At 58.3% G+C, this 19,618-nt stretch carries 17 protein-coding genes and 1 pseudogene; 6 read left to right on the top strand and 12 right to left on the bottom strand.

Translation table 11 applies throughout. The features are described from left to right. Window positions 1-238: 238 nt before the first annotated feature. On the top strand, window positions 239-1,456 hold the full coding sequence (locus Q9451_RS12885; protein ID WP_012273196.1) for an amidohydrolase family protein: 1,218 nt from the start codon (window positions 239-241) through the stop codon (window positions 1,454-1,456). 72 nt (window positions 1,457-1,528) lie between these two features. On the opposite strand, the gene Q9451_RS12880 is transcribed toward Q9451_RS12885, so the two are convergent. Together Q9451_RS12880 and Q9451_RS12875 are read right to left on the bottom strand one after the other, a co-directional pair. After that, window positions 1,529-2,407: a LysR substrate-binding domain-containing protein gene (locus tag Q9451_RS12880; protein WP_012273197.1), complete on the bottom strand. Its 879-nt coding sequence runs from the start codon at window positions 2,405-2,407 to the stop codon at window positions 1,529-1,531. A gap of 111 nt (window positions 2,408-2,518) precedes the next feature. After that, entirely contained in the window at window positions 2,519-2,968 is a 450-nt protein-coding gene (locus Q9451_RS12875; protein WP_012273198.1) for a GNAT family N-acetyltransferase, read from the bottom strand. A gap of 228 nt (window positions 2,969-3,196) precedes the next feature. Here Q9451_RS12875 and Q9451_RS12870 point away from each other — a divergent pair, with 228 nt between their 5' ends. Further along, window positions 3,197-3,892, top strand: a complete 696-nt coding sequence (locus Q9451_RS12870) for a 3-oxoacid CoA-transferase subunit A (protein WP_010954768.1) — start codon at window positions 3,197-3,199, stop codon at window positions 3,890-3,892. An 8-nt stretch (window positions 3,893-3,900) separates the two neighbouring features. After that, entirely contained in the window at window positions 3,901-4,542 is a 642-nt protein-coding gene (locus Q9451_RS12865; RefSeq protein ID WP_012273199.1) for a 3-oxoacid CoA-transferase subunit B, read from the top strand. Between the two features lie 243 nt (window positions 4,543-4,785). Here Q9451_RS12865 and Q9451_RS12860 read toward each other — a convergent pair whose 3' ends face one another. Continuing rightward, entirely contained in the window at window positions 4,786-4,959 is a 174-nt protein-coding gene (locus Q9451_RS12860) for a hypothetical protein (RefSeq protein ID WP_012273200.1), read from the bottom strand. 368 nt (window positions 4,960-5,327) lie between these two features. Between Q9451_RS12860 and Q9451_RS12855 the strand changes: the two genes are divergently transcribed. After that, window positions 5,328-6,575 carry an integrase arm-type DNA-binding domain-containing protein gene (locus tag Q9451_RS12855; RefSeq protein WP_024717430.1) on the top strand — a complete coding sequence of 416 codons (1,248 nt, stop codon included), beginning with the start codon at window positions 5,328-5,330 and terminating at the stop codon, window positions 6,573-6,575. A gap of 372 nt (window positions 6,576-6,947) precedes the next feature. On the opposite strand, the pseudogene Q9451_RS12850 reads toward Q9451_RS12855, so the two are convergent. Then, window positions 6,948-8,063: pseudogene (locus tag Q9451_RS12850) on the bottom strand (IS1182 family transposase); the annotation flags it as partial. A gap of 395 nt (window positions 8,064-8,458) precedes the next feature. Here Q9451_RS12850 and Q9451_RS12845 point away from each other — a divergent pair. Further along, entirely contained in the window at window positions 8,459-8,857 is a 399-nt protein-coding gene (locus Q9451_RS12845) for an FCD domain-containing protein (protein ID WP_161775543.1), read from the top strand. Between the two features lie 144 nt (window positions 8,858-9,001). Here Q9451_RS12845 and Q9451_RS12840 read toward each other — a convergent pair whose 3' ends face one another. Both Q9451_RS12840 and Q9451_RS12835 read right to left on the bottom strand, forming a co-directional pair. Next, window positions 9,002-10,294, bottom strand: coding sequence for an amidohydrolase (locus Q9451_RS12840; protein WP_016488017.1), 1,293 nt, complete (start codon window positions 10,292-10,294; stop codon window positions 9,002-9,004). A 500-nt stretch (window positions 10,295-10,794) separates the two neighbouring features. Beyond that, window positions 10,795-12,048, bottom strand: a complete 1,254-nt coding sequence (locus tag Q9451_RS12835; RefSeq protein WP_345960939.1) for an MFS transporter — start codon at window positions 12,046-12,048, stop codon at window positions 10,795-10,797. Here Q9451_RS12835 and Q9451_RS12830 point away from each other — a divergent pair. Continuing rightward, a protein-coding gene (locus Q9451_RS12830) for an IS3 family transposase (protein ID WP_176704564.1) occupies window positions 11,968-13,130 on the top strand; the annotation gives its coding sequence in 2 pieces (ribosomal slippage) (window positions 11,968-12,223 and window positions 12,223-13,130; 1,164 coding nt in all). The two genes, Q9451_RS12835 and Q9451_RS12830, sit on opposite strands and share 81 nt — an antisense overlap. 215 nt (window positions 13,131-13,345) lie before the next feature. Here the strand turns inward: Q9451_RS12830 and Q9451_RS12825 are convergent. The 6 genes from Q9451_RS12825 to Q9451_RS12800 all read right to left on the bottom strand — a co-directional run bounded on the left by Q9451_RS12825 (window position 13,346) and on the right by Q9451_RS12800 (window position 19,344). Beyond that, window positions 13,346-14,557, bottom strand: coding sequence for a M24 family metallopeptidase (locus Q9451_RS12825; protein WP_016488019.1), 1,212 nt, complete (start codon window positions 14,555-14,557; stop codon window positions 13,346-13,348). Between the two features lie 315 nt (window positions 14,558-14,872). Beyond that, a complete protein-coding gene (locus Q9451_RS12820; protein ID WP_016488020.1) occupies window positions 14,873-15,265 on the bottom strand; it encodes a hypothetical protein in 393 nt (130 codons plus the stop codon). 86 nt (window positions 15,266-15,351) lie between these two features. Next, window positions 15,352-16,440: an ABC transporter ATP-binding protein gene (locus Q9451_RS12815; protein ID WP_016488021.1), complete on the bottom strand. Its 1,089-nt coding sequence runs from the start codon at window positions 16,438-16,440 to the stop codon at window positions 15,352-15,354. 28 nt (window positions 16,441-16,468) lie between these two features. After that, window positions 16,469-17,278 carry an ABC transporter permease gene (locus tag Q9451_RS12810; protein ID WP_016488022.1) on the bottom strand — a complete coding sequence of 270 codons (810 nt, stop codon included), beginning with the start codon at window positions 17,276-17,278 and terminating at the stop codon, window positions 16,469-16,471. After that, on the bottom strand, window positions 17,275-18,192 hold the full coding sequence (locus tag Q9451_RS12805; RefSeq protein ID WP_024717429.1) for an ABC transporter permease: 918 nt from the start codon (window positions 18,190-18,192) through the stop codon (window positions 17,275-17,277). Before Q9451_RS12805 ends, Q9451_RS12810 begins: the two co-directional genes overlap by 4 nt. A gap of 24 nt (window positions 18,193-18,216) precedes the next feature. Then, window positions 18,217-19,344 carry a spermidine/putrescine ABC transporter substrate-binding protein gene (locus tag Q9451_RS12800; RefSeq protein ID WP_016488024.1) on the bottom strand — a complete coding sequence of 376 codons (1,128 nt, stop codon included), beginning with the start codon at window positions 19,342-19,344 and terminating at the stop codon, window positions 18,217-18,219. Window positions 19,345-19,618 lie beyond the last annotated feature (274 nt).

Genomic DNA, 19,618 nt, shown 5'->3' with positions numbered 1-19,618 from the left:
GGCCCTGAAAGGCGCCGTAGCTGGCGGCGGGCGGGTCCCGTGGGCAATCCTGGGCCGAGAGCGAAGGCTTGGAAAGTTAATTATCGAAATCGACTTCAGTGGGCTTTTTAATGCAGGCTGACGCGCCCTGCCTGCATCCAGAAATGCACTGCATAGGATCCTGATAATTAATTGGAGACATACCCGCATCCGCCCTACCGTGGTACGTCACCCAAGCCTCAGTAAAAAAGGCCCGTTCATGAACGACCGTGAGTTCATCAATGCCATCGACGCCGATGGCCTGCCCCTGCACATCGCCGTAAGCAACGGCCGCATCAGCCACATCGGCCCGCAACGCGCCAGCACACCCGCCCGCGAGACCATCGACCTTGAAGGCCTGCTGGCGCTCCCCGGCTTCGTCGACGGCCACATCCACTTGGACAAAAGCTTCGTCGGCGACCGCTGGCGCCCACACCAACCCGTCGCCAGCCTGCGTGAGCGCCTGGCCGTTGAAAAACGCGAACTTGCCAGCGCCCCACCGATCCTCGAGCGCGCCGACGCGCTGATGCGCCAGGCCGCCTCTTACGGCACCGTGGCCATGCGCTGCCATGTGGACGTGGACGCCACCACCGGCCTGACCAACTTGCGCGCCATGCTCGAAGCCCGGGACACCTGGAAAGACCTGATAGACATCGAACTTGTGGCCTTCCCCCAGGCCGGTGTGGTGACCTGCCCCGGCACTGCCGACGTGATGGAAGCGGCTATACGCGAAGGTGTGCAGGTCGTCGGCGGTATCGACCCAACCACCCTGGATGGCGACGCCGAAGCGCAGCTGGACATCGTGTTCGGCATTGCCGACCGGCACGGCGTGAAGGTCGATATCCACCTGCATGAACCCGGCGACATCTGCATCGCCCAGCTTGAACGCATCGCCGCGCGCACCACCGCCTTGGGCATGCAAGGCTTGGTGGCAGTCAGCCACGCCTATGGCCTGGGCGATGTATCCGACGCGGTGGTCGACCGCACGGCCGAGCTGCTGGCCGGCGCCGGCGTATCGATCATGACCAACGCACCCGGCGAACACGCCTTCCCGCCTGTGCTACGCCTGCGTGCAGGCGGTGTGCGGGTGTTCACCGGTAACGACAATATCCAGGATGCCTGGTGGCCGTATGGCAATGGCGACATGCTGCAACGGGCGATGCTGATCAGCTATCGCTCGGGCTTCAACACCGACGAAGAATTGCGGGTTGCGTTGGAAATGGCCACCGAGGCCAGCGCCGGAGTGATGGGCAAACAAGACTACGGTTTGAAGGTCGGCAACGAGGCCAGTTTCGTGCTGTTAAAGGCGCCGAATGCGGCGGCGGCGGTGGCGGCAGCCCTCCATGAACGCGTGATCGTGCGCCACGGCGCATTCTGGGGCGGGCCTGCGCAATTGCGGTTGAAGGCTACGCAGTTTGCCAACGAGCTGCGCCGTTGAGGTCAGCGCTGGCTTGCCGGTGATGGGCTGCCTGGCAGCCCTCATCGCCCCAGCTGGTTTCCAGCCCCGTGCTTACTCTGCCTCAGCCCGCAAAATCCCAATCAGAATCTCAGCCAGCTCCATCACCATCGGGTCCGCCGTAGGCCGATGGAAAATTGCCGCCTCAAACACTTTGATCGGCTTGAACCCCTCTTGCGCCCCCAAAACTCGATGCCTGGCCGTCACCACGCGCGAAGGCAACAGACTCACCCCCAGGCCATTGGCCACCGCCTCCTGAATCCCTGCCAGGCTCGAACTGGTAAAGGCGATCCGCCAACTGCGCCCCATCGCCTCGACCGCACCGATCATGTCATCCCGGTACAGCCCCCGCGGCGGAAAGGTCACCAGCGGAATCGGATCCTGGGCAAAACACGGGTACTGCGCACTGTCGATCCACTCGATGCACTCCGGCTGGCAGGCATTGGCCTCCCGGCTATGCCGCCGCTGCTTGATCAGCACCAGGTCCAGTTCGCCACGGTCGTAGGTGCTCATCAAATCCCGGCTCAGGCCACCGGTGATCTCCAGCTTCACTGTCGGGTTACGCCGATTGAACGCTGCCAACGCCTGCATCGTCTTGCCCGCGACAAAATCGTCCGGCAGGCCGATACGCACGGTAACCGTCACCCCGCCTGACATGGCTTCGGTCAACTGGCTGCTCACTGCCAGCAGGTGCCGTGCGAAACCCAGCAATGTTTCCCCGGCATCGGTCGGGTGCACCTCGCGGTTGCTGCGGTCGAGCAACTGGTGGCCGACCATTTCCTCCAACCGGCGCACCTTCTGGCTGACCGTCGATTGGGTGGAGTGCAGGCGTGCAGCGGCGGCGGTGAAACTGCCGCAGTCGGCCACCATGACCACGGTGCGGAGCATGTCCAGGTCGTAGATGGCTCGGTTGGGGTTGGTGGATTCTGGCATTGGGCGGGTTCAGCTTTCTGAATGGGGCTGGGTACATGATGCCTGAACCTGGGGTGCATGACGCATTGCCTGCGTGCGGGGCATGCTTTGTGCGCGCGCATGAACGGGGTATCAGGGAGCGAGGGTTTTCTCGAAGTAAACCCGATTGAAACCGTCCTCTGTACGTTTCCCCACCTCTACGTAGCCGAGCTTGGGGTAAATCGACAGGTTCTCGGTCATCATCTCGTTGGTGTAGAGATGGACGGTGCTTATCCCCAATCGCCGGGCGGCATTTTCGCAGAAGCCGATCAGCGCCTTTCCTACACCACGCCCGGCTGCCCGGGGCAGGACCGCCACGTTTTCCAGCAGCAAATGCCCTTCTTCGGCATAGAAGACAATGAAGCCTTGAAAGGTCGCCTGGTCATCCGTCGCTACGTAGACCACCCCTTGCGCGATCTGCCTGGCGAAATGTGCGGTCATCGGGGCTGGCTTGCGTCCGATGAGTGGCACATAGCGAGCATAGGCCTGCTCGGCGCACTTTCTGATCTCGGGCTCATCGGTTGCTACGGCCAGCCGGATCATGGGCTCTCCTTTGGTTGATGGGGTTCTGATGCCCACTGCAGCTGCTCGCACATCGCACAATAGTTCGATAATCGCACAAATTCAGCCAAACCCCCTCTACTGTTGCCCTATCTTGCGGCACGCTATACCGAAAGTCAGCAAACACTTTCAAGCGCTGACAGGCCCCATCGCTTCACGCGCTCCGGCCAGCCCGACAACCACAACTCCAGGAACAACCAGGAGCTCGCCTTGATCAATAAAACGTACGAGTCCATCGCCAGCGCGGTGGAAGGAATCACCGACGGTTCGACCATCATGGTCGGTGGCTTCGGCACTGCCGGCATGCCGTCCGAGCTGATCGATGGCCTGATCGCAACCGGTGCCCGCGACCTGACCATCATCAGCAACAACGCCGGCAACGGCGAGATCGGCCTGGCCGCCTTGCTCATGGCAGGCAGCGTGCGCAAGGTGGTCTGCTCGTTCCCGCGCCAATCCGACTCCTACGTGTTCGACGAACTGTACCGGGCCGGCAAGATCGAATTGGAAGTGGTGCCGCAAGGCAACCTGGCCGAGCGTATCCGCGCAGCCGGTTCGGGCATCGGTGCGTTCTTCTCGCCGACCGGCTACGGCACCCTGCTGGCCGAAGGCAAGGAAACCCGTGAAATCGATGGCCGCATGTACGTGCTGGAAATGCCATTGCACGCCGACTTCGCACTGATCAAGGCGCACAAGGGTGACCGTTGGGGCAACCTGACCTACCGCAAAGCCGCGCGCAACTTCGGGCCGATCATGGCCATGGCCGCCAAGACTGCCATCGCCCAGGTCGACCAGGTTGTCGAACTCGGTGAACTGGACCCGGAACACATCATCACTCCGGGTATCTTCGTCCAGCGCGTGGTCGCCGTCACCGGCGCTGCCGCTTCTTCGATTGCCAAAGCTGTCTGAGGCCTGCCATGACCATCACCAAAAAGCTCTCCCGCACCGAGATGGCCCAACGCGTGGCCGCAGACATTCAAGAAGGCGCGTACGTAAACCTGGGCATTGGCGCACCGACCCTGGTGGCCAACTACCTGGGCGACAAGGAAGTCTTCCTGCACAGCGAGAACGGCCTGCTGGGCATGGGCCCAAGCCCAGCGCCGGGCGAGGAAGACGATGACCTGATCAACGCCGGCAAGCAGCACGTCACCCTGCTGACCGGCGGTGCATTCTTCCACCATGCCGACTCGTTCTCGATGATGCGTGGCGGCCACCTGGACATCGCCGTACTGGGCGCCTTCCAGGTGTCGGTCAAGGGCGACCTGGCCAACTGGCACACCGGTGCCGAAGGTTCGATCCCCGCCGTAGGCGGTGCGATGGACCTGGCCACCGGCGCCCGCCAGGTGTTCGTGATGATGGACCACCTGACCAAGACCGGCGAAAGCAAGCTGGTGCCCGCGTGCACCTACCCGCTGACCGGTATTGGTTGCGTCAGCCGCATTTACACCGACCTGGCCGTGCTGGAAGTAACGCCTGAAGGCCTGAAAGTGGTCGAGATTTGCGCGGACATCGACTTTGACGAGCTGCAGAAGCTGAGTGGTGTGCCGCTGATCAAGTGATGTTTTGATCGACGCAGACCTGTGTAGGAGCGGCCTTGTGTCGCGAAAGGGCTGCGAAGCAGCCCCGGCAATTGTTGATGTAACGCTGAAATCCGGGGGGCTGCCTTGCAGCCCCCAAGACACCAGCAACACCCACTATCCCACCACCCCAGCCCGCAATCGCAGCAGGCTAGGCCTTGGGCTGCGCATTGGCCAAGGCGGTGATGGATGATGCCGAGCTGCGCATGTGCGCTGCGCTCAAAATTAGGCGTTGTTGCGCGGGGCACGTTGAAAACGGGTAACTGCGATTTGAACAACACCGGCCACTAGGCAAAGCACACCTATTTTCCAACCCCCTTCCAGGCCGAAGTGCTCCGCTATCTTCCCGGCGATGATCACGCTTACGAAAATGGCGGCGGGCAGGATCAGCTTGTTCATTTCGGCCTCCAGGTGCGAACGGCATAGATCGTGAGGGGGCACAGCCTACGCAGCGCCGGCGTGCGAGAGATCTCTGGGCGCAAAGTCGAACCGCCCCACTCCACAGGCCCGTTCTTACAGGCCCCAAAAACGCAAAAAGCCCTGAATAATCAGGGCTTTGAATATGGCGGAAGCGTAGTCATTCGAAGTGTGTTTCCACTCCCGACCACCGGCATCCAAAACCCGACGCCCGGCCGCTCTAGAACGGTATATTGCGGGTAACCTAAATGTTGCCACAGTCTTCTAGCTTCCGCCCAGTTCCGTCTGTTTCCAGGCTGTGAGTGGGGGACCAACTGGGGGACCAGATTCAGAGATCGGAGGTCACCACCATGCCCAAGCTCACCGCGAAATTGATAGAAAACCTCAAGGACTATGGCAAGTACGATGATGGCGATGGCCTGCGCCTTGTCATTCGAAAGTCTGGAAAAGCGTGGGTGCTGCGCTACCAGCTTGCAGGCAAGCGCAAGGAAATCGGCTTGGGCCCCTACCCTCACTATGGGTTGAAGGAGGCGCGCTCCCGCGCCGACACTCACAGAGCATTGATTCGGGAGGGTATCGACCCTTTGACACATAAGGCTGATGCACTCCAGCAAGCTGAAGCTGCTCGGATTGCTCGGGATCTGAACCTTGAAAACACCTTCCGCGCTTGTGCCGTGGACTACATCGAAGCCCATAGAGCTGGCTGGAAAAACGCAAAACACGCGCAACAATGGGTCAACACTCTTACCACGTATGCATTTCCCTTTATCGGAGAAAAGCCAGTCGACGAAGTTGAAACAGACGATATCCTGAAGATTCTGAATCCGATATGGACCGCTAAGCCTGAGACAGCGGCCAGGGTCAGAAACCGGCTAGAACTTGTTCTCGATGCTGCCAAAGCACGCCGGCTGCGCACGGGTGAAAACTCCGCTCGCTGGCGAGGTCACTTGGACAAGCTTCTGCCTAGAAGAAGGCTGGCAGACCGTGGTAATCATCCCGCTCTACCTTGGGAGCAATTACCAGCCTTCATGGCAGAACTAGAGCAATCCTGGGACCTTAGTTCAACTGCGGTGAAGTTAACCGTGCTGTGCGCTTTGCGCACAAGCGAAGTGATAGGTGGGTATTGGGAAGAGGTTGATCTGGACGAAGAAATTTGGACTATTCCGGCTTCCCGGATGAAAGCCGGGCGCCAGCATCGAGTACCGTTATCTAAAGCCGCCCTGCATACGCTCAGGTGCCTGAAGGCGGAAAGCAAAAGTGGGTTGCTTTTCCCGGGGCGGAGCATTGGTCGACCGCTCTCGAACATGGCAATGCTACAAAAAATACGCGGTATGGATGAGAAGTCCTTAGCCAACGACGGACCAGGCTGGCGCAACGAAGCGGGTGAAGTCATCACCATGCATGGTTTCCGATCAAGCTTCAGAGACTGGGCTGCCGAGACAACTAACTTCGCCAATATCGTCCCTGAAATGGCCTTGGCGCATAAAATCAGTAATGCGACTGAAGCAGCGTATCGACGAGGCGATCTGCTCGAAAAACGAAAACAGCTTATGGAGGAATGGGCTCGCTATGCACTGTCAGGTTGCAAAGCAACCTAACCAAGGCAAGGTGCTGGCTGAACTGAATTAAAGGATGAAAGACAGTCTCGAACTCAGGCAGACATCATTGGCATCTTTGTGCGCCACCAAGCTTCCCTACGCAACTGCCCCACCCCCAACGCAATCTGGAGTACCTTTCGGCGCTCCCGCGCTAGAATCTGGAGATTGCAGGTAACTCATGAACGTCCGCTATCGACCCAGGCTGTGTGAAAACGCAGTAAACACGTCGAAAACTGAGAGTCGCGCGGATTGCCTGTGGAATTAGCAGGCGAGAGCGTGAATAGCCCTACCCAGCGAAGTAGACATTTGTAGTGCTATATGGGCCGCGTCAGCGGCCCATATAGCTGTTTGCGGGCCAGCAAGCGGCGGGGTTTACGCCCTGATTGCCTCAAGTAGCCCTGCGATGCCGAAGATGCTCATCATCCGTTTGAGGTTGTAGGCGAGCACGTGAAGGCTCATCTCAGTGCTTACCCTCGGCAGGGTTCTGGTCAGGAAGTGGGTACTTCCCATCCAGAATTTGAGCGTGCCAAAGGGATGCTCCACCGTCTGCCGGCGAACCTTCATCTTCCCTGGATCTTGCTCCAATCGGATTTGCACTCTCTCGACTACTTCTTCATGCTCCCAGCGCTTGAGTCGCCGCTCTTTACCGGTCGTACACTGCTTCTGCATGGAGCAGCTCTGGCATCCTGAAAACCAATAGCAGTGCAGTAACATGCCGTCCTCCATCGAGGAATGCCGGCGCGTCAGCAACTGGCCCGCAGGGCATCGATATTCGTCCGATGCAGCCATGTAGGTGAAGTCCTGCTTGCCGAATCGGCCTTCCGCTTTGCTGCTCGATGTCAGGGGTTTCGGTACAAAGGTGGTGATACCCGCCTGCTCGCAAGCAAGGACTTCCGGGCCTTTGTAATAGCTTCGATCAGCGACCACTGTCAGCGCCTCAGCACCGATTTCTTCACGTGCCTGGTTAGCCATATTGCTCAGTTGCCCGCGATCATTACCAACGTTGGTCACCTCATGGGCAATGATCAGATGGTGCTTGTCGTCGACTGCTGTTTGTACGTTGTACCCAACTGTGCCGGAGCCTCGGCCGCTTGTGGCCATTGAGCGGGCATCTGGATCGGTAAGAGAGATTTGCTGATCGGGACTGGCGTGAAGCTGCGCCTCAATGTCCTTCAGTTTTTGCATCTGCTGTTTCAGCTTTTCGACTTTGTCTTTCAATCGCTCAGTCTTGGCCTCGGCCACTTCCGGCGCTGCCCGATCGGCTGAATCCATTGCCGCTAGATAGCGGTCGATGCTCTGCTCGATCTGCTGCATGCGCGCCTTCACCTTGCCTTGAGTGAAATTGCGGTCGCGGTTATTCACGGCTTTGAATTTGCTGCCGTCGATGGCGATGAACGATTGGGAGAAGAGATTGAGGTTGCGGCAAAGCACGACGAACTGTCGGCCGACGCTGCGAATGGCTTTACCGTTATCTCTGCGAAAGTCGGCAGGCTTCGCAGCCAGAAGCCCTCGCCTCGCGCCATAATGCGTGGTGGCACCATGGCCGGCAGGAACGGCCGCGAGTAGGCATCGGCAAGGGCGGCGATGACCTTCGGCCAGGTGGCCAGACGGGAGACATCGGCGTCGGTCAGGAATACGGTGGACACGTTTGCCACCAGGTTGTCGAGATTTTGTACTGCGTCCATAGGGTCCTCCAGAACCGTTGTGCCAAGTCTATGAAGGGCGGCACTGACGAGCTATGCGAGAGGACCCAATACAGTTATCTATAAATTGCTGATCGCTTGAGTATTGAAAAATAGATAACTGCTTTGTAATTGCTCCGGACGCAGGTGGGCATGGGCTCAGTTATCCTCCGCGTGTACGCAAACAACACGTGGACTATCATGTTCGAAATTGATGAATTGGCCGCCTTCGAATATCGACTGGTGATCGAGATGGCTGCGGCTGCACTCGCCGCACAACGCCGCAGCGTACGGGACTTAGAACGTATGGCGCGCAAGCTCGACGACCTCTTGGGGGCGCAGATTTCAACTGAGTTCGAACGTTCCGACCTGAATTTTCGTGAAGCAATGGGAGTAGCGAGTGGCAACAGGTACTTGCTCGATGCTATATCCAGCTTCAACACTCAACATGCTTCGACGACGATCGAGACGCAACAGCATATTATCGAATATCAAGCAATTTATCAGGCCATTAGCAGTAGTGACATTGAGTTCGCCAGAGCTGCAGTACATCAGCAGCTAATAAAATGGCATAACCGCTCAAAAGACCTTTCTCAGTAGGAGAGCACTGCCCTTCCAGATCTTCGGGATGACGGGATACTAAACGCAGGGTATCTTTTGTCACTGCAAAAACACTGCATATCAGTTGATATCGCACTGCTTTGCATATTGGCAAGCGCCGCATGACCGGCGCTACATCCTGAATTACTGCTGAGTTGCATGCTCAGACAAAAAATCAACGGCGGCCGCCGACATCGCCCGCGCGCCAACGATCAGCGCTTTTTCATCGACGAAGAATTTCGGGTTGTGATTCGGTGCTGCCTTGGCCGGGTCCTGCCCGTCGGGTGTCACGCCCAGGTAGAAGTAGAGGCCGGGTACCTTGCCTGCGAAGAAGGAGAAATCTTCCGAAGCACCGACCAGAGGGGTGGTGGCGACCTTGCCATAGGCCGCACGCTTGAGCACTGGCGCCATCTGCTCGGTCAATTGCTCATTGTTCATCGTCATGTCATAGGCCGGCACGATTGATACCTTGGCCGTAGCACCGGCGCTTTCGGCTATCTTCTCGGACGTGAGCTTCACATCGTGTGCCACTTGCGCACGTACCGCCGGATCGTAGGTACGAATGGTGCCTGCCATGTCGACGCTTTCCGGCACGATGTTCGGTGCACTACCACCTTTGATCATGCCCACAGTGACCACCGCTGGCGACTGGGTGAGCTTGGTGCGGCGGCTTACCACCGTCTGCAGGCCGTTGATGACCTGTGCAGAGGCCACTACCTGGTCGACAGTGTTCCAAGGCATGCCGCCATGGCCCTGCTGGCCTATAACCTTGATGTTCAAGTCGTCACTGCTGGCGGTCGTGGCACCCGAACGCCAACTCAATTGCCCTGAAGGCCCAGGCATGACATGCACAGCGAACACCGCATCAGGCTTGAGCTTGTCGAACAGCCCTTCCTGCAGCATCAACTGCGCCCCCCAACGCCGCCCCTCTCCGCCTTTGACCAGGCTCGAGCCCTCTTCAGCCGGCTGGAAAATGAACATGACCTTGCCCGGCAGGTTGTCACGCATGCCTGCAAGGATTTGCGCAGTTGCCATCAGCATGGCGGTATGGGTGTCGTGGCCGCAGGCGTGCATCACATCCACCTGCTGGCCATGATAGGTACCCCGCGCGGTCGAGGCGAATGGCAGGCCCGCAGGCTCCTTGACCGGCAAGGCATCCATATCCGCGCGCAGGGCGACGGTAGGGCCCGATTTGCCACCTTCGAGAATTCCGACCACTCCCGTGCGCCCGATACCCGTATGGACTTCGAGGCCAAGCTTTTCAAGGTGCTCGGCGACCAGCTTGGCAGTGCGTGTTTCCTGCTCGCCGAGCTCTGGGTGCTGGTGGATGTCCCGTCGCCACTCGATCATCTGCTGCTCGACCTGGGCAGCGCCGATAAAGGCCTGCTCCTCGAGAGGGTTCGCTTGGGGGGATGCGTGGCAGGCAAACGACATCATTGCCAGGCACAATGCACTGATCGAGGTAGAGGGTCGGAACAATTTGCTAGCTGATATAGTGGAAGCCTTGATGGTTTTTCGCGTAGATAGATCAATAGGCTGAACAGAAAAAGGACGACCTCACCCTAACAATTACCTAGCTAACTATCAATATGAACGTATTCCTGAATGCTTGGTTGGATCTCGATGGCCTGTAGACACAAAGCCGTGCATGCTGGCGCAGTCCTTTGCAGAGTTCCTCGAAGGACTCGCACAGCAAGGCCTCCTTGCTTTCTATTTGATTGTAGATAGAACTGCATTTCATACCTAAAGACTGGCGGTACAAGAAACAGATGGATTCTGGAAAGCAGAAATGAAATCCACAACAGCTATTGCGACCTCAACGACTACCAATCAGCCAAGTGCAAGGTTAACTTCGCGCCACAGCACCACAAGCGCAGGGTAGTCTTTTCTTCATGTTCCTAGCGCTCCGGTGACTAGGTGTCAGCTGAAGGATAGCGCTAATAGCGGGCTGCCACGAGTCGGCGTCGGCCTGAGGTATATCCGAAATACAGCATCGCTACGCCTACCCCGCTAAGAAATATCTCAACGTGCGCATAGCCAATGACCGGCGTATAAAGCACCCCGACCAGCAACGGCCCGAGTGCGCCCAGGCCGTAGCCGACGCCTTGCACCATACTCGAAAGTTCTGCCGCAACCTGTGCGTTTGCCGAGCGCAGCACAATCATGGTGATGGCAATGGAAGTCAAGGCACCTTGCCCGATGCCTTGTACCCCGCCCCACAGCCATACCGTGTCGAGCGGCGCGGACAGGCAGCCGAGAAAACCGACCGTGGTGAGCACCACAACAACCACATTGAACCAGGATTGACTCGGCAAGCGTGTGGCTATCAGCGGCCCGAGCAGACAAGCGACCATTTGTAGCAGGATTGAACTGGAGACGATGACGCTGGACTCCAGCGGCGTCATCCCCCGTCCATTCAGAAACGGGGCGAGCCAGCCGAACACGGTAAACGAATACATCGATTGCAGCACCATGAACAGCGTGAGTTGCCAGGCTAGCGCGCAGCGCCACACCCCTCGTACGCGCGGCGCAGCCTTGGGTGCCAGCGCACTGCCCTTGGGCAGTTGGAAAAGCCAGCAGGCACAGGCTGCCGCTGCCGGCACTGACCACAGCGCCAACGCCGTCGTCCAGCCACCGCCCAAGGTGCTTTGCAGCGCCAGGGTGAACCCTGCGGCAGTCGCCGCACCGCTCAACAGCGCCATGGAGTAGAGGCCGGCCATCAGCCCGGTGATCTTGGCGAAGTCGCGTTTGATAAGCCCAGGGAGCAATACGTTGATGATGGCGATGGCGCTGCCAATGACGATCGAACCGACCACCAGGCCGCTGACGTTCCCGGCGCCACGTATCAATAGCCCTGTGGACAACGCCGCCATCAATACCAAGATCGTGCGCTCTGTGCCTATTTTGCGGGCAAGCCAGGGCGCCACGGGCGCGAACAACCCCAGGCAAAATACAGGCAGGGTGGAAATTGCACTGGTGGCGGCAGGCGTCAGGCCTAGGTCGCTGGATATATCGGCAAGCACAGCGCCGAGGCTTGGGTACGCAGTGTAGTGGTCTAATGAAACCGGACACCCATTTAGGCGAGAATGCTCGCCACAGAGAGGTGTCTGATGACCAAGCAACGTCGTACCTTTACCCCTGAGTTCAAGCGCGAAGCTGCCTGCCTGGTGCTCGACCAAGGCTACAGCCATGCTGAAGCAGCCCGCTCGCTCGGTTTGGTCGAGTCGGCCCTGCGCCGTTGGGTCAACCAGCTTCAGCAGGAGCGTGGCGGCATCACGCCGACCAGCCAAGCGTTGACGCCAGAGCAGCAAAAAATCCAAGAGTTGGAAGCTCGGATCACGCGCCTGGAGCGCGAGAAATCGATACTAAAAAAGGCTACCGCGCTCTTGATGTCGGAAGATCTCGAGCGCATACGCTGATCCGTCAGCTTAGCGCCCATGAACCCGTTGATTTCCTGTGCGAAGTGTTTGAAATCACTCGCTCAACTTATTACGCGCATCGCCACAAAAGGCGGACGCCTGACGTTGAGCGCCTGAAGTTGCGCAGTCGAGTGAATGAGCTATTCACACAAGGTCGAGGTGCACCCGGCAGCCGCAGCATCAAGTTAATGCTGCAAGATGAAGGCGAGAAAATCGGACGATTCAAGGTGCGCAGCCTGATGCGTGAGCTGTCGCTGGTCAGCAAGCAGCCAGGGTCACACGCTTACAAGAAAGCAACGGTGGAGCGGCCGGACATTCCGAATGTGTTGAACCGAGCGTTTGATGTCGACGCGCCAAATCAGGTCTGGTGTGGCGACATCACTTACATTTGGGCGCAGGGTAAATGGCACTATCTGGCGGTTGTCCTCGATCTCTATGCGCGGCGCGTGGTGGGCTGGGCTTTGTCAGAAAGACCGGATGCAGAGTTGGTCATCAGGGCGCTGGACGTGGCGTACGAACAACGTGGAAAGCCCCAAGGGCTGCTGTTTCACTCCGATCAGGGATCGCAATATGGTAGCCGTCAGTTCCGCCAGCGATTGTGGCGCTACCGCATGCGCCAGAGCATGAGCCGCCGAGGCAACTGCTGGGATAATGCGCCGATGGAGCGGGTGTTTCGCAGCTTGAAAACAGAGTGGATACCGGTCACGGGCTACCTGACCGGACAGCAAGCTCAGCGAGACATTAGCCAGTACCTGATGGATCATTACAACTGGATAAGACCCCATCAGTTCAACGATGGGCTGGCTCCGGCCAAAGCTGAGGAAAAACTCAAAACTGTGTCCGGGATTAGTTGACCACTACACAGTGCGGAGGTTGAAGGCTACGAAAATGATGCTGCAGGCGAAATAAAAAAGCCGCGAACCCTTGGCAATTGTGCCAGGTTGCGGCAGCCCCCGTTCATTGCGAGCGTGCGCTGTCGCGTACTCCACACATGTCCTCCTTGAACCTTGGCATGGAAAAAGTCATACGGATAAAAAAAGCCGCACAGTTTCCTGTGCGGCTTGCTCGGTTACTTCTTGATGATGTTGTGTTCTGGGCCGTATGGGAACTTGGTGATGTTTTCAGCGCCGTTTTCGTTGACGATCAGAATGTCATGCTCGCGGTAACCACCCGCACCCGGCAGCCCTTCGGGCAGCATGATCATCGGCTCGATGGACACGACCATGCCAGGTTCCAGCACGGTGTCGATGTCTTCGCGCAGCTCAAGGCCAGCTTCACGGCCGTAGTAATGGCTCAGGGTGCCGAACGAATGGCCATAACCGAAGGTGCGGTATTGCAGCAGGTCGTGCTCGAGGAAAATCTCGTTCAACTGGTGGGCAATATCGCTGCAACGCATGCCTGGCTTGATCAGCTTCAGGCCGGCCTCGTGGACCTTGACGTTGACCTCCCACAGGCGCAGGTGCTCATCGGAGCAATGGTCGAGGAACAACGTGCGCTCCAGCGCGGTGTAGTAACCGGCGATCATCGGGAAGCAGTTGAGGCTCAGAATGTCGCCCTTGTTGACCTTGCGAGAGGTTACCGGGTTATGCGCGCCATCGGTGTTGATACCAGACTGGAACCAGGTCCAGGTGTCCATCAGTTCGGAATCGGGGAAAGTGCGGGCAATTTCACGGACCATGGCCTGGGTGGCATGCAGCGCCACTTCGTACTCAGGCACCTGGTCACGCAGGGCCTCAACCACCGCAGCACCACCGATATCGGCAACGCGGGCACCGTGACGAATGATGGCGTGCTCTTCAGCCGACTTGATCATGCGCATGCGCATGCATGGCGCGGCGACGTCCACCAGCTCGGCCTGGGGATAACGGCTGGCCAATTTGTCGCGGTTGACCAGGTTCAAGTGGTCGAACTCGATCCCGATACGTCCGGCCTTGGGCAAGGCTTGTTGAATCGCGACAAAGTAGTTATCGCGCTGCCAGTCGGTGTAGATGATGTTTTCGGTGCCCACGGTACGCCGCCATGGCTGGCCACCGTCGATGTTGGCGCTGATCGACACCACGGCATCCTGAGTCACCACCAGGGCATAAGGACGGCCGAACGAGCAATACAGGAAATCGCTGTAGTAGTTGATGTTGTGATAAGACGTGAAGACAGCGGCGTCGATATTGTTCTGGGCCAGGTAGCTGCGCAACTTGGATTGACGGTTGGCGTATTCCTGGTGCGAGAACGTCGGCTTAACTTTTTCGCCGTTTTGAATCTGTATTGTTTTCGGCATTTGCATGTCTTCACTCCTTGGTAGGTGATCAGTAGAGAGGCCCTGTTTTGGGTGCCACTGGAGATCATTCGAACAGATAAAAGGCGGCCTTTTTTGCGCGAATCCGACCCCTAGATGATCAGATCCGCCTTGCTGTAAACGCCGCTATGGAAAGGACAATATTGCCCGCCACTGCCGTACAGGCCTCGCTGCGGCAAGAACAGGCAGAGGTATAGATGAGGGGGAATGAAGGAGAGGAAACGCGCGATGTCGCGCCCATTGCAGGCGCGGATCAAGATAATTATCGAGGCAGGTTCAGCTCTGGTAGCGGGTGAACACGCGCTACGGGGACAACCGGGCAACGCCGATGAATTCGGCCAATTCGCCGACATCGAGCGTGCGGCAGGTCGGTTTGGTCAGCAGCGCCAGCGATTCGCGGACACTGTCGTCGGTACACAACTGCAATTCACTGCCAAGGCACAGAATCAGCACATCGAGGGGCTTGGCCTGGCTCAGTTGCACGGTGGCCGCCACGATGCCATTGTTGGCCTTCAGCGGCTGGCCCTCAAGGCTCAGTATCTGCCATTCGCAGACCACGCAGCGGGCCACGTCGTTGGCTTGGCGCAAGGGTTCCAGCGCAGCGGCCAAGGCATAGAAATCGAACCCTTCGGCCAGCAGGAAGCCAATACGCACGGCGCTGGCCAGGTTTTCGCTGGTTTCAGTCAATTGCTGCATGTACTGCCTCCTTCGGGTCAACTGGGCGTGGGTACGTCTACAATTGTCCACGCTGCCGCCCCTGCGCAGATGTCAGATATCGACCTCTAATTGCCACGTAAAATCAGCGCCCGCGCATCGTCCCACCCGACATGCACCCTCTGCCCGCTCTTGAGCCCAAGTAGGTCGTAATCCGCGTACGGCTTCTGCACTTGCAGTTCCAGCCCGTTGGCGGCTTCCAGGTATATGTTGACCATTGACCCAATGAATTCCTCCCCCATCACGGTACACGCCAGGCGGCTGGCTGTGGTCGGTTGCGCGGCGAGGTTGATATGTTCGGCACTGATGCACAGGGTGACCTCTTCCCCTACCGCAACAGATCGGTCTTCGGGCAAGCGTGCCAGAAAGCGACCATACGCCGAGTCCAGTTGCACCAGCCCGGTGTCGTCGAAGCCAAGCACAACGCCGCCAAGCATGTTCTTGCCGCCGACGAATTCAGCGACAAAACGGTTGTGCGGTTCGAAGAAAATATCCTTGGGCGTGCCAATCTGCTCAACCCGGCCACGGCTCATGATCACCACGCGGTCAGCCATGGCGAAGGCTTCGGATTGGCTGTGGGTGACATAGACGAAGGTGATGCCAAGGTCCTTCTGCAACCCAGTCAACACCGCCTGCATGCGCACGCTCAAGTGCGCATCGAGGGCACTGAGCGGTTCGTCCAGTAGCAGTATCGGGGGCTCGGTGACCAGTGAACGCGCCAGCGCCACCCGCTGCCGTTGCCCGCCAGAAAGCATGCTTATATCACGGTTGGCAAACTCGCCCAGGTCCAGGCGCTCTAGCCAGTGCAGGGCTTTTTTGCGCCGTTCAGCTTTGCCCATGCCGCGCATGCGCAAACCGAACTCAACGTTTTCAAGCACGCTCAGAAAGGGGAACAGCGCCAGGTTCTGCCACACCAGCGGGGTGTCCCTTTGCCAGGAATACAGGTCGTTGATGCGCTCGCCGTTCAAGCGAATTTCACCGCTGCTGGGCTTGTCGAGCCCGGCAAGCATGCGCAGCGTGGTGGTTTTACCACAGCCACTGGAGCCCATGATCGCGACGAACTCGCCCTTGTAGATTTCCAGGTTCATCGGTTCGACAGCGACGTAACTGCCGAATTGTTTGGTCACGTTATCGAATACCACTAACGGTTGAGTCATGGGGAGCTCCTGCGTCGGCATGGGATGTTCAGCTTTTTTTGCCGTCAGCCGGTTTCTTCTGCCGGCGCATGAGCAAAACCTGGGCAACGATCGTCAGCGTGATCGTGGTGATGAAAACGATCGTGCCTATCGCATTGATGGTCGGGCTGACCTGCCCTTGCAAAGTATTGAGGATGCGTACCGGGACTGTCTCGTTAAGGCCCGAAACGAACCAGGCCACCGCGAACTCGTCGAACGACACGGCCATGGTCACGAACAGTGCGGCGAAAATGCTCGGGGCGGTGAACGGCAGGATCACGTAGCGCATGGCCTGCCATTGGCTGGCGCTCAGGTTCCAGGCGGCGGCCTCCAGTTGCGGGGCCATCTGCGCCAGGCGCATGCGAATCACCGCCATGGCGAATGGTGAGCACATGACGATGTGGCAGATCATGACGGCATACAGCTCGCCGGACAGGCCGATTCGCGACAAGAACGCGAGCATCGCCAGGCCCAGAATCACCACCGGAATGGTAGGAGGCAGCAGTGCCAATGCCATGTACACCGACTTGCCAAAAAAGTGATAACGAAAGTCGGTATAGGCGGCAGTGAAGCCCAGCAGCGTGGAAACCAGCGATACCACCACACCGACGACCAGGCTGTTGTTGAAGGCTTGCCAGACTTGCGGGTCGGCGGCAATCGCTTCGTACCAGCGCAAACTGAAGCCACCCAGGGGCAAGGATGGGAAGCGGTCGACGTTGAAGGAAAACACGAAGCTGCCAATGATAGGCGTGAGGATGAACAAGAACACCAGGACGACGAAGCTGCGCAGCATGAAGTTGATGACACGATGTTCGTTCATGCGCGCCTCCTGTAGGCGTGGCGAACCATCAGGAACGCCGTGGCCAGCAAGGTCACGATCATCGTCGTGGCAATAACCGCCGCGCGTGGCCATTGCTGCCCCGATTTGGTCGTGTCGGTAATCAGGGTGCTCAAGGTTGGTGGTTGGCCGCCCCCTAGATAGAGCGGGCTGACAAAGTCACCGAAGGTCATGATGAAACAGAACAGTGCGGCGATGACGATGCCGACCCGCGCCGATGGAATCACTACCCCAAATACCGTGCGCAGACGGCCCGCGCGCAAGTTGTGGGCAGCTTCGATCAGCGTGCGGTCGATGTACATGAGGCTGAACAACTGCAGCAACACTACCAGCGGCAGGCACAGGGTGAAGTAACCCACATAGCTACCAAAACTGGTATTGAGCAAGGGCAACGGCCCAATCCCCAGCAACGCCAGGGCGCTATTGAGCAGCCCCTGGTCACTGAGAAAGACTTGCCAGGAATAGGTGCGCACCAGGTAACTGGTAAAAAATGGCGTGATCAACAACAGCACCAACCATTGCCGGGTCGATTCGCGGAACTTGAAGGCAATTGTATAGGCGCACGGAAAGGCTACGGCACTGATCAGCACACTGGCCCCCGCCGCCATCGCCCAGGTGTGCAAGTAGGCATCCCAGAAGTACTCGCGGCTGAACAGGTACTTCCAGTTCAGCCACTCGAACGCAGGGACCATGCGAAAGTTGCGCACCAGCCAAAAACTGATGGTCAGCAGAAACAGCAAGGGCGCTACAAAAAACAGTAGCTGCCAGACCAGTATCGGCAGCGACAGGATCAGCCCATACCCCGGTAAGCGCCAGGTGCGCTTGCCGAACTGCCCACGCGTGCGTGCAGGCTCCTCACTGGCGGGCAGTGGGGGCGATAGCTTGTTCGAAATCATTACGCCGCTCCTGTGTAGGCGCCATCAAGCGCCCTTGTACTGCGACCAGAAGTCGTTCCAGTCCTCCAGGCTCTGCTGCACGGGGAGCGCGCGATACTGAATACGCCCCTCGCGGATGTCGTCCATGACATTGCGCTGGCCCAGTACCATGCCTTGGCGTCTGGCTTCGGCAAGGTCGGTCTTGTTCAGCAACTCCCAGCCGCGCTTATTGGGAATCAGCGCCGGGTAAGCCTCCATCTTCGCCGACTTCACCTGGCCTTCAGGGGAGGTGATGTATTGAATGAACTTCTTCGCAAGTTCCGGGCTGTGGGCTTTCTTGGCGATGCAATAAGACTCGGTCCATTGCAGGCCGCCCTCCTCGGGTATCACTGTTTTTACCGGTGCCCCGGCACGCTGCAAGACCCCGGTAATCCAGTCGCCAATGCCACACATCGCGTGGATCTGGCCGTTTTTCAGGGAGGAGAAGGTACCGCCATAATCGAAGAACCCGGCCACTTGTCCGCGTAGGCTCATGGTTTTGTCCTGGAGCCTCTTCCAGTGCGCCGCGTCGATGTCGTAGGGCAGCCTGTTGCCATTGAGCAAACTGATCTGGCCCAGGTTTGGCAGGTGCCAGTCGAAGTGGCCGACCTTGCCCTTGAGGCTATCGTCCCAGAACACCTGGTAGCTTTTCGCCTTGGACTCCGGCAGCAACTGGGTATTGAAGGCGATACCGAGAAAGCCGAAGCGGACCATGACCGAATACAGTTCATCGCCCTGCCAGTGCCCTGGAAAGTGCTGAAACTCTGGGTAGAAGTCATCGAAGGGATAATCGGCAAGGTCCAGTCGCTCGATATAGTCGGCGGCGTTGAGTTGTTGCACATACTCGGCATCCGACAGGATCAGGTCGAAGGTGCCCGGTGGTGACTGCGAAATGAGCCCCAGCATGTTATCGCCGCCGGTGTAGTACTTGGCCCGCACCTTGACCCCATGCTCGCGCTCGAAATCCGCGACGATGTCGGGCGCGGCGTGGCCTGCCCACGCCAGTATCACCAGTTCTTTTTCGGCTGCGCCAAAGGTTCTGTTCGGAAGTACCCCGGAGAGCGCCGCCACACCGGCCAAAATGCTGCTGTTCTTGATGAATGTACGGCGTGAAAAATCGGCGCGACGCGTCATGGAGATACCCTCGGTAATCAAAAGTGCCTTGGCCCAGCCGCGCTTTCGCCCCGCTTCCCCAAGGTTTTCACCGCCTGTGTGATTACCGATTGCAGCAGATTGCCATCAGGGCAAGTTGTGTTTTTCCGACCTGTAATTTGTCAAATTCGCCCCCTGCCCCACCCGACCCACCTGGATCGCAGGTCCGTCAGCATTTGTCAAATTCAGGTCGGGAACTGACAAGTGAATGTCGTTGTGATCTGATCAAATCGTTGCATGTACTGGCTCGCTGCAA

The organism is Pseudomonas sp. NY8896 (assembly GCF_039634505.1).
Note: the sequence above shows the minus strand (reverse complement) of the source record. Positions and strands in the feature narration are given on the sequence as shown.

What these genes read in the sequence shown, in the direction of transcription:
- Q9451_RS12885 (WP_012273196.1), top strand. Translation starts at nt 239, where the DNA reads ATGAACGACCGTGAGTTCATCAATGCCATCGACGCCGATGGCCTGCCC.
- Q9451_RS12880 (WP_012273197.1), bottom strand. Translation starts at nt 2,407, where the DNA reads ATGCCAGAATCCACCAACCCCAACCGAGCCATCTACGACCTGGACATG.
- Q9451_RS12875 (WP_012273198.1), bottom strand. Translation starts at nt 2,968, where the DNA reads ATGATCCGGCTGGCCGTAGCAACCGATGAGCCCGAGATCAGAAAGTGC.
- Q9451_RS12865 (WP_012273199.1), top strand. Translation starts at nt 3,901, where the DNA reads ATGACCATCACCAAAAAGCTCTCCCGCACCGAGATGGCCCAACGCGTG.
- Q9451_RS12860 (WP_012273200.1), bottom strand. Translation starts at nt 4,959, where the DNA reads ATGAACAAGCTGATCCTGCCCGCCGCCATTTTCGTAAGCGTGATCATC.
- Q9451_RS12855 (WP_024717430.1), top strand. Translation starts at nt 5,328, where the DNA reads ATGCCCAAGCTCACCGCGAAATTGATAGAAAACCTCAAGGACTATGGC.
- Q9451_RS12845 (WP_161775543.1), top strand. Translation starts at nt 8,459, where the DNA reads ATGTTCGAAATTGATGAATTGGCCGCCTTCGAATATCGACTGGTGATC.
- Q9451_RS12840 (WP_016488017.1), bottom strand. Translation starts at nt 10,294, where the DNA reads ATGATGTCGTTTGCCTGCCACGCATCCCCCCAAGCGAACCCTCTCGAG.
- Q9451_RS12835 (WP_345960939.1), bottom strand. Translation starts at nt 12,048, where the DNA reads ATGGCTGTAGCCTTGGTCGAGCACCAGGCAGGCAGCTTCGCGCTTGAA.
- Q9451_RS12825 (WP_016488019.1), bottom strand. Translation starts at nt 14,557, where the DNA reads ATGCAAATGCCGAAAACAATACAGATTCAAAACGGCGAAAAAGTTAAG.
- Q9451_RS12820 (WP_016488020.1), bottom strand. Translation starts at nt 15,265, where the DNA reads ATGCAGCAATTGACTGAAACCAGCGAAAACCTGGCCAGCGCCGTGCGT.
- Q9451_RS12815 (WP_016488021.1), bottom strand. Translation starts at nt 16,440, where the DNA reads ATGACTCAACCGTTAGTGGTATTCGATAACGTGACCAAACAATTCGGC.
- Q9451_RS12810 (WP_016488022.1), bottom strand. Translation starts at nt 17,278, where the DNA reads ATGAACGAACATCGTGTCATCAACTTCATGCTGCGCAGCTTCGTCGTC.
- Q9451_RS12805 (WP_024717429.1), bottom strand. Translation starts at nt 18,192, where the DNA reads ATGATTTCGAACAAGCTATCGCCCCCACTGCCCGCCAGTGAGGAGCCT.
- Q9451_RS12800 (WP_016488024.1), bottom strand. Translation starts at nt 19,344, where the DNA reads ATGACGCGTCGCGCCGATTTTTCACGCCGTACATTCATCAAGAACAGC.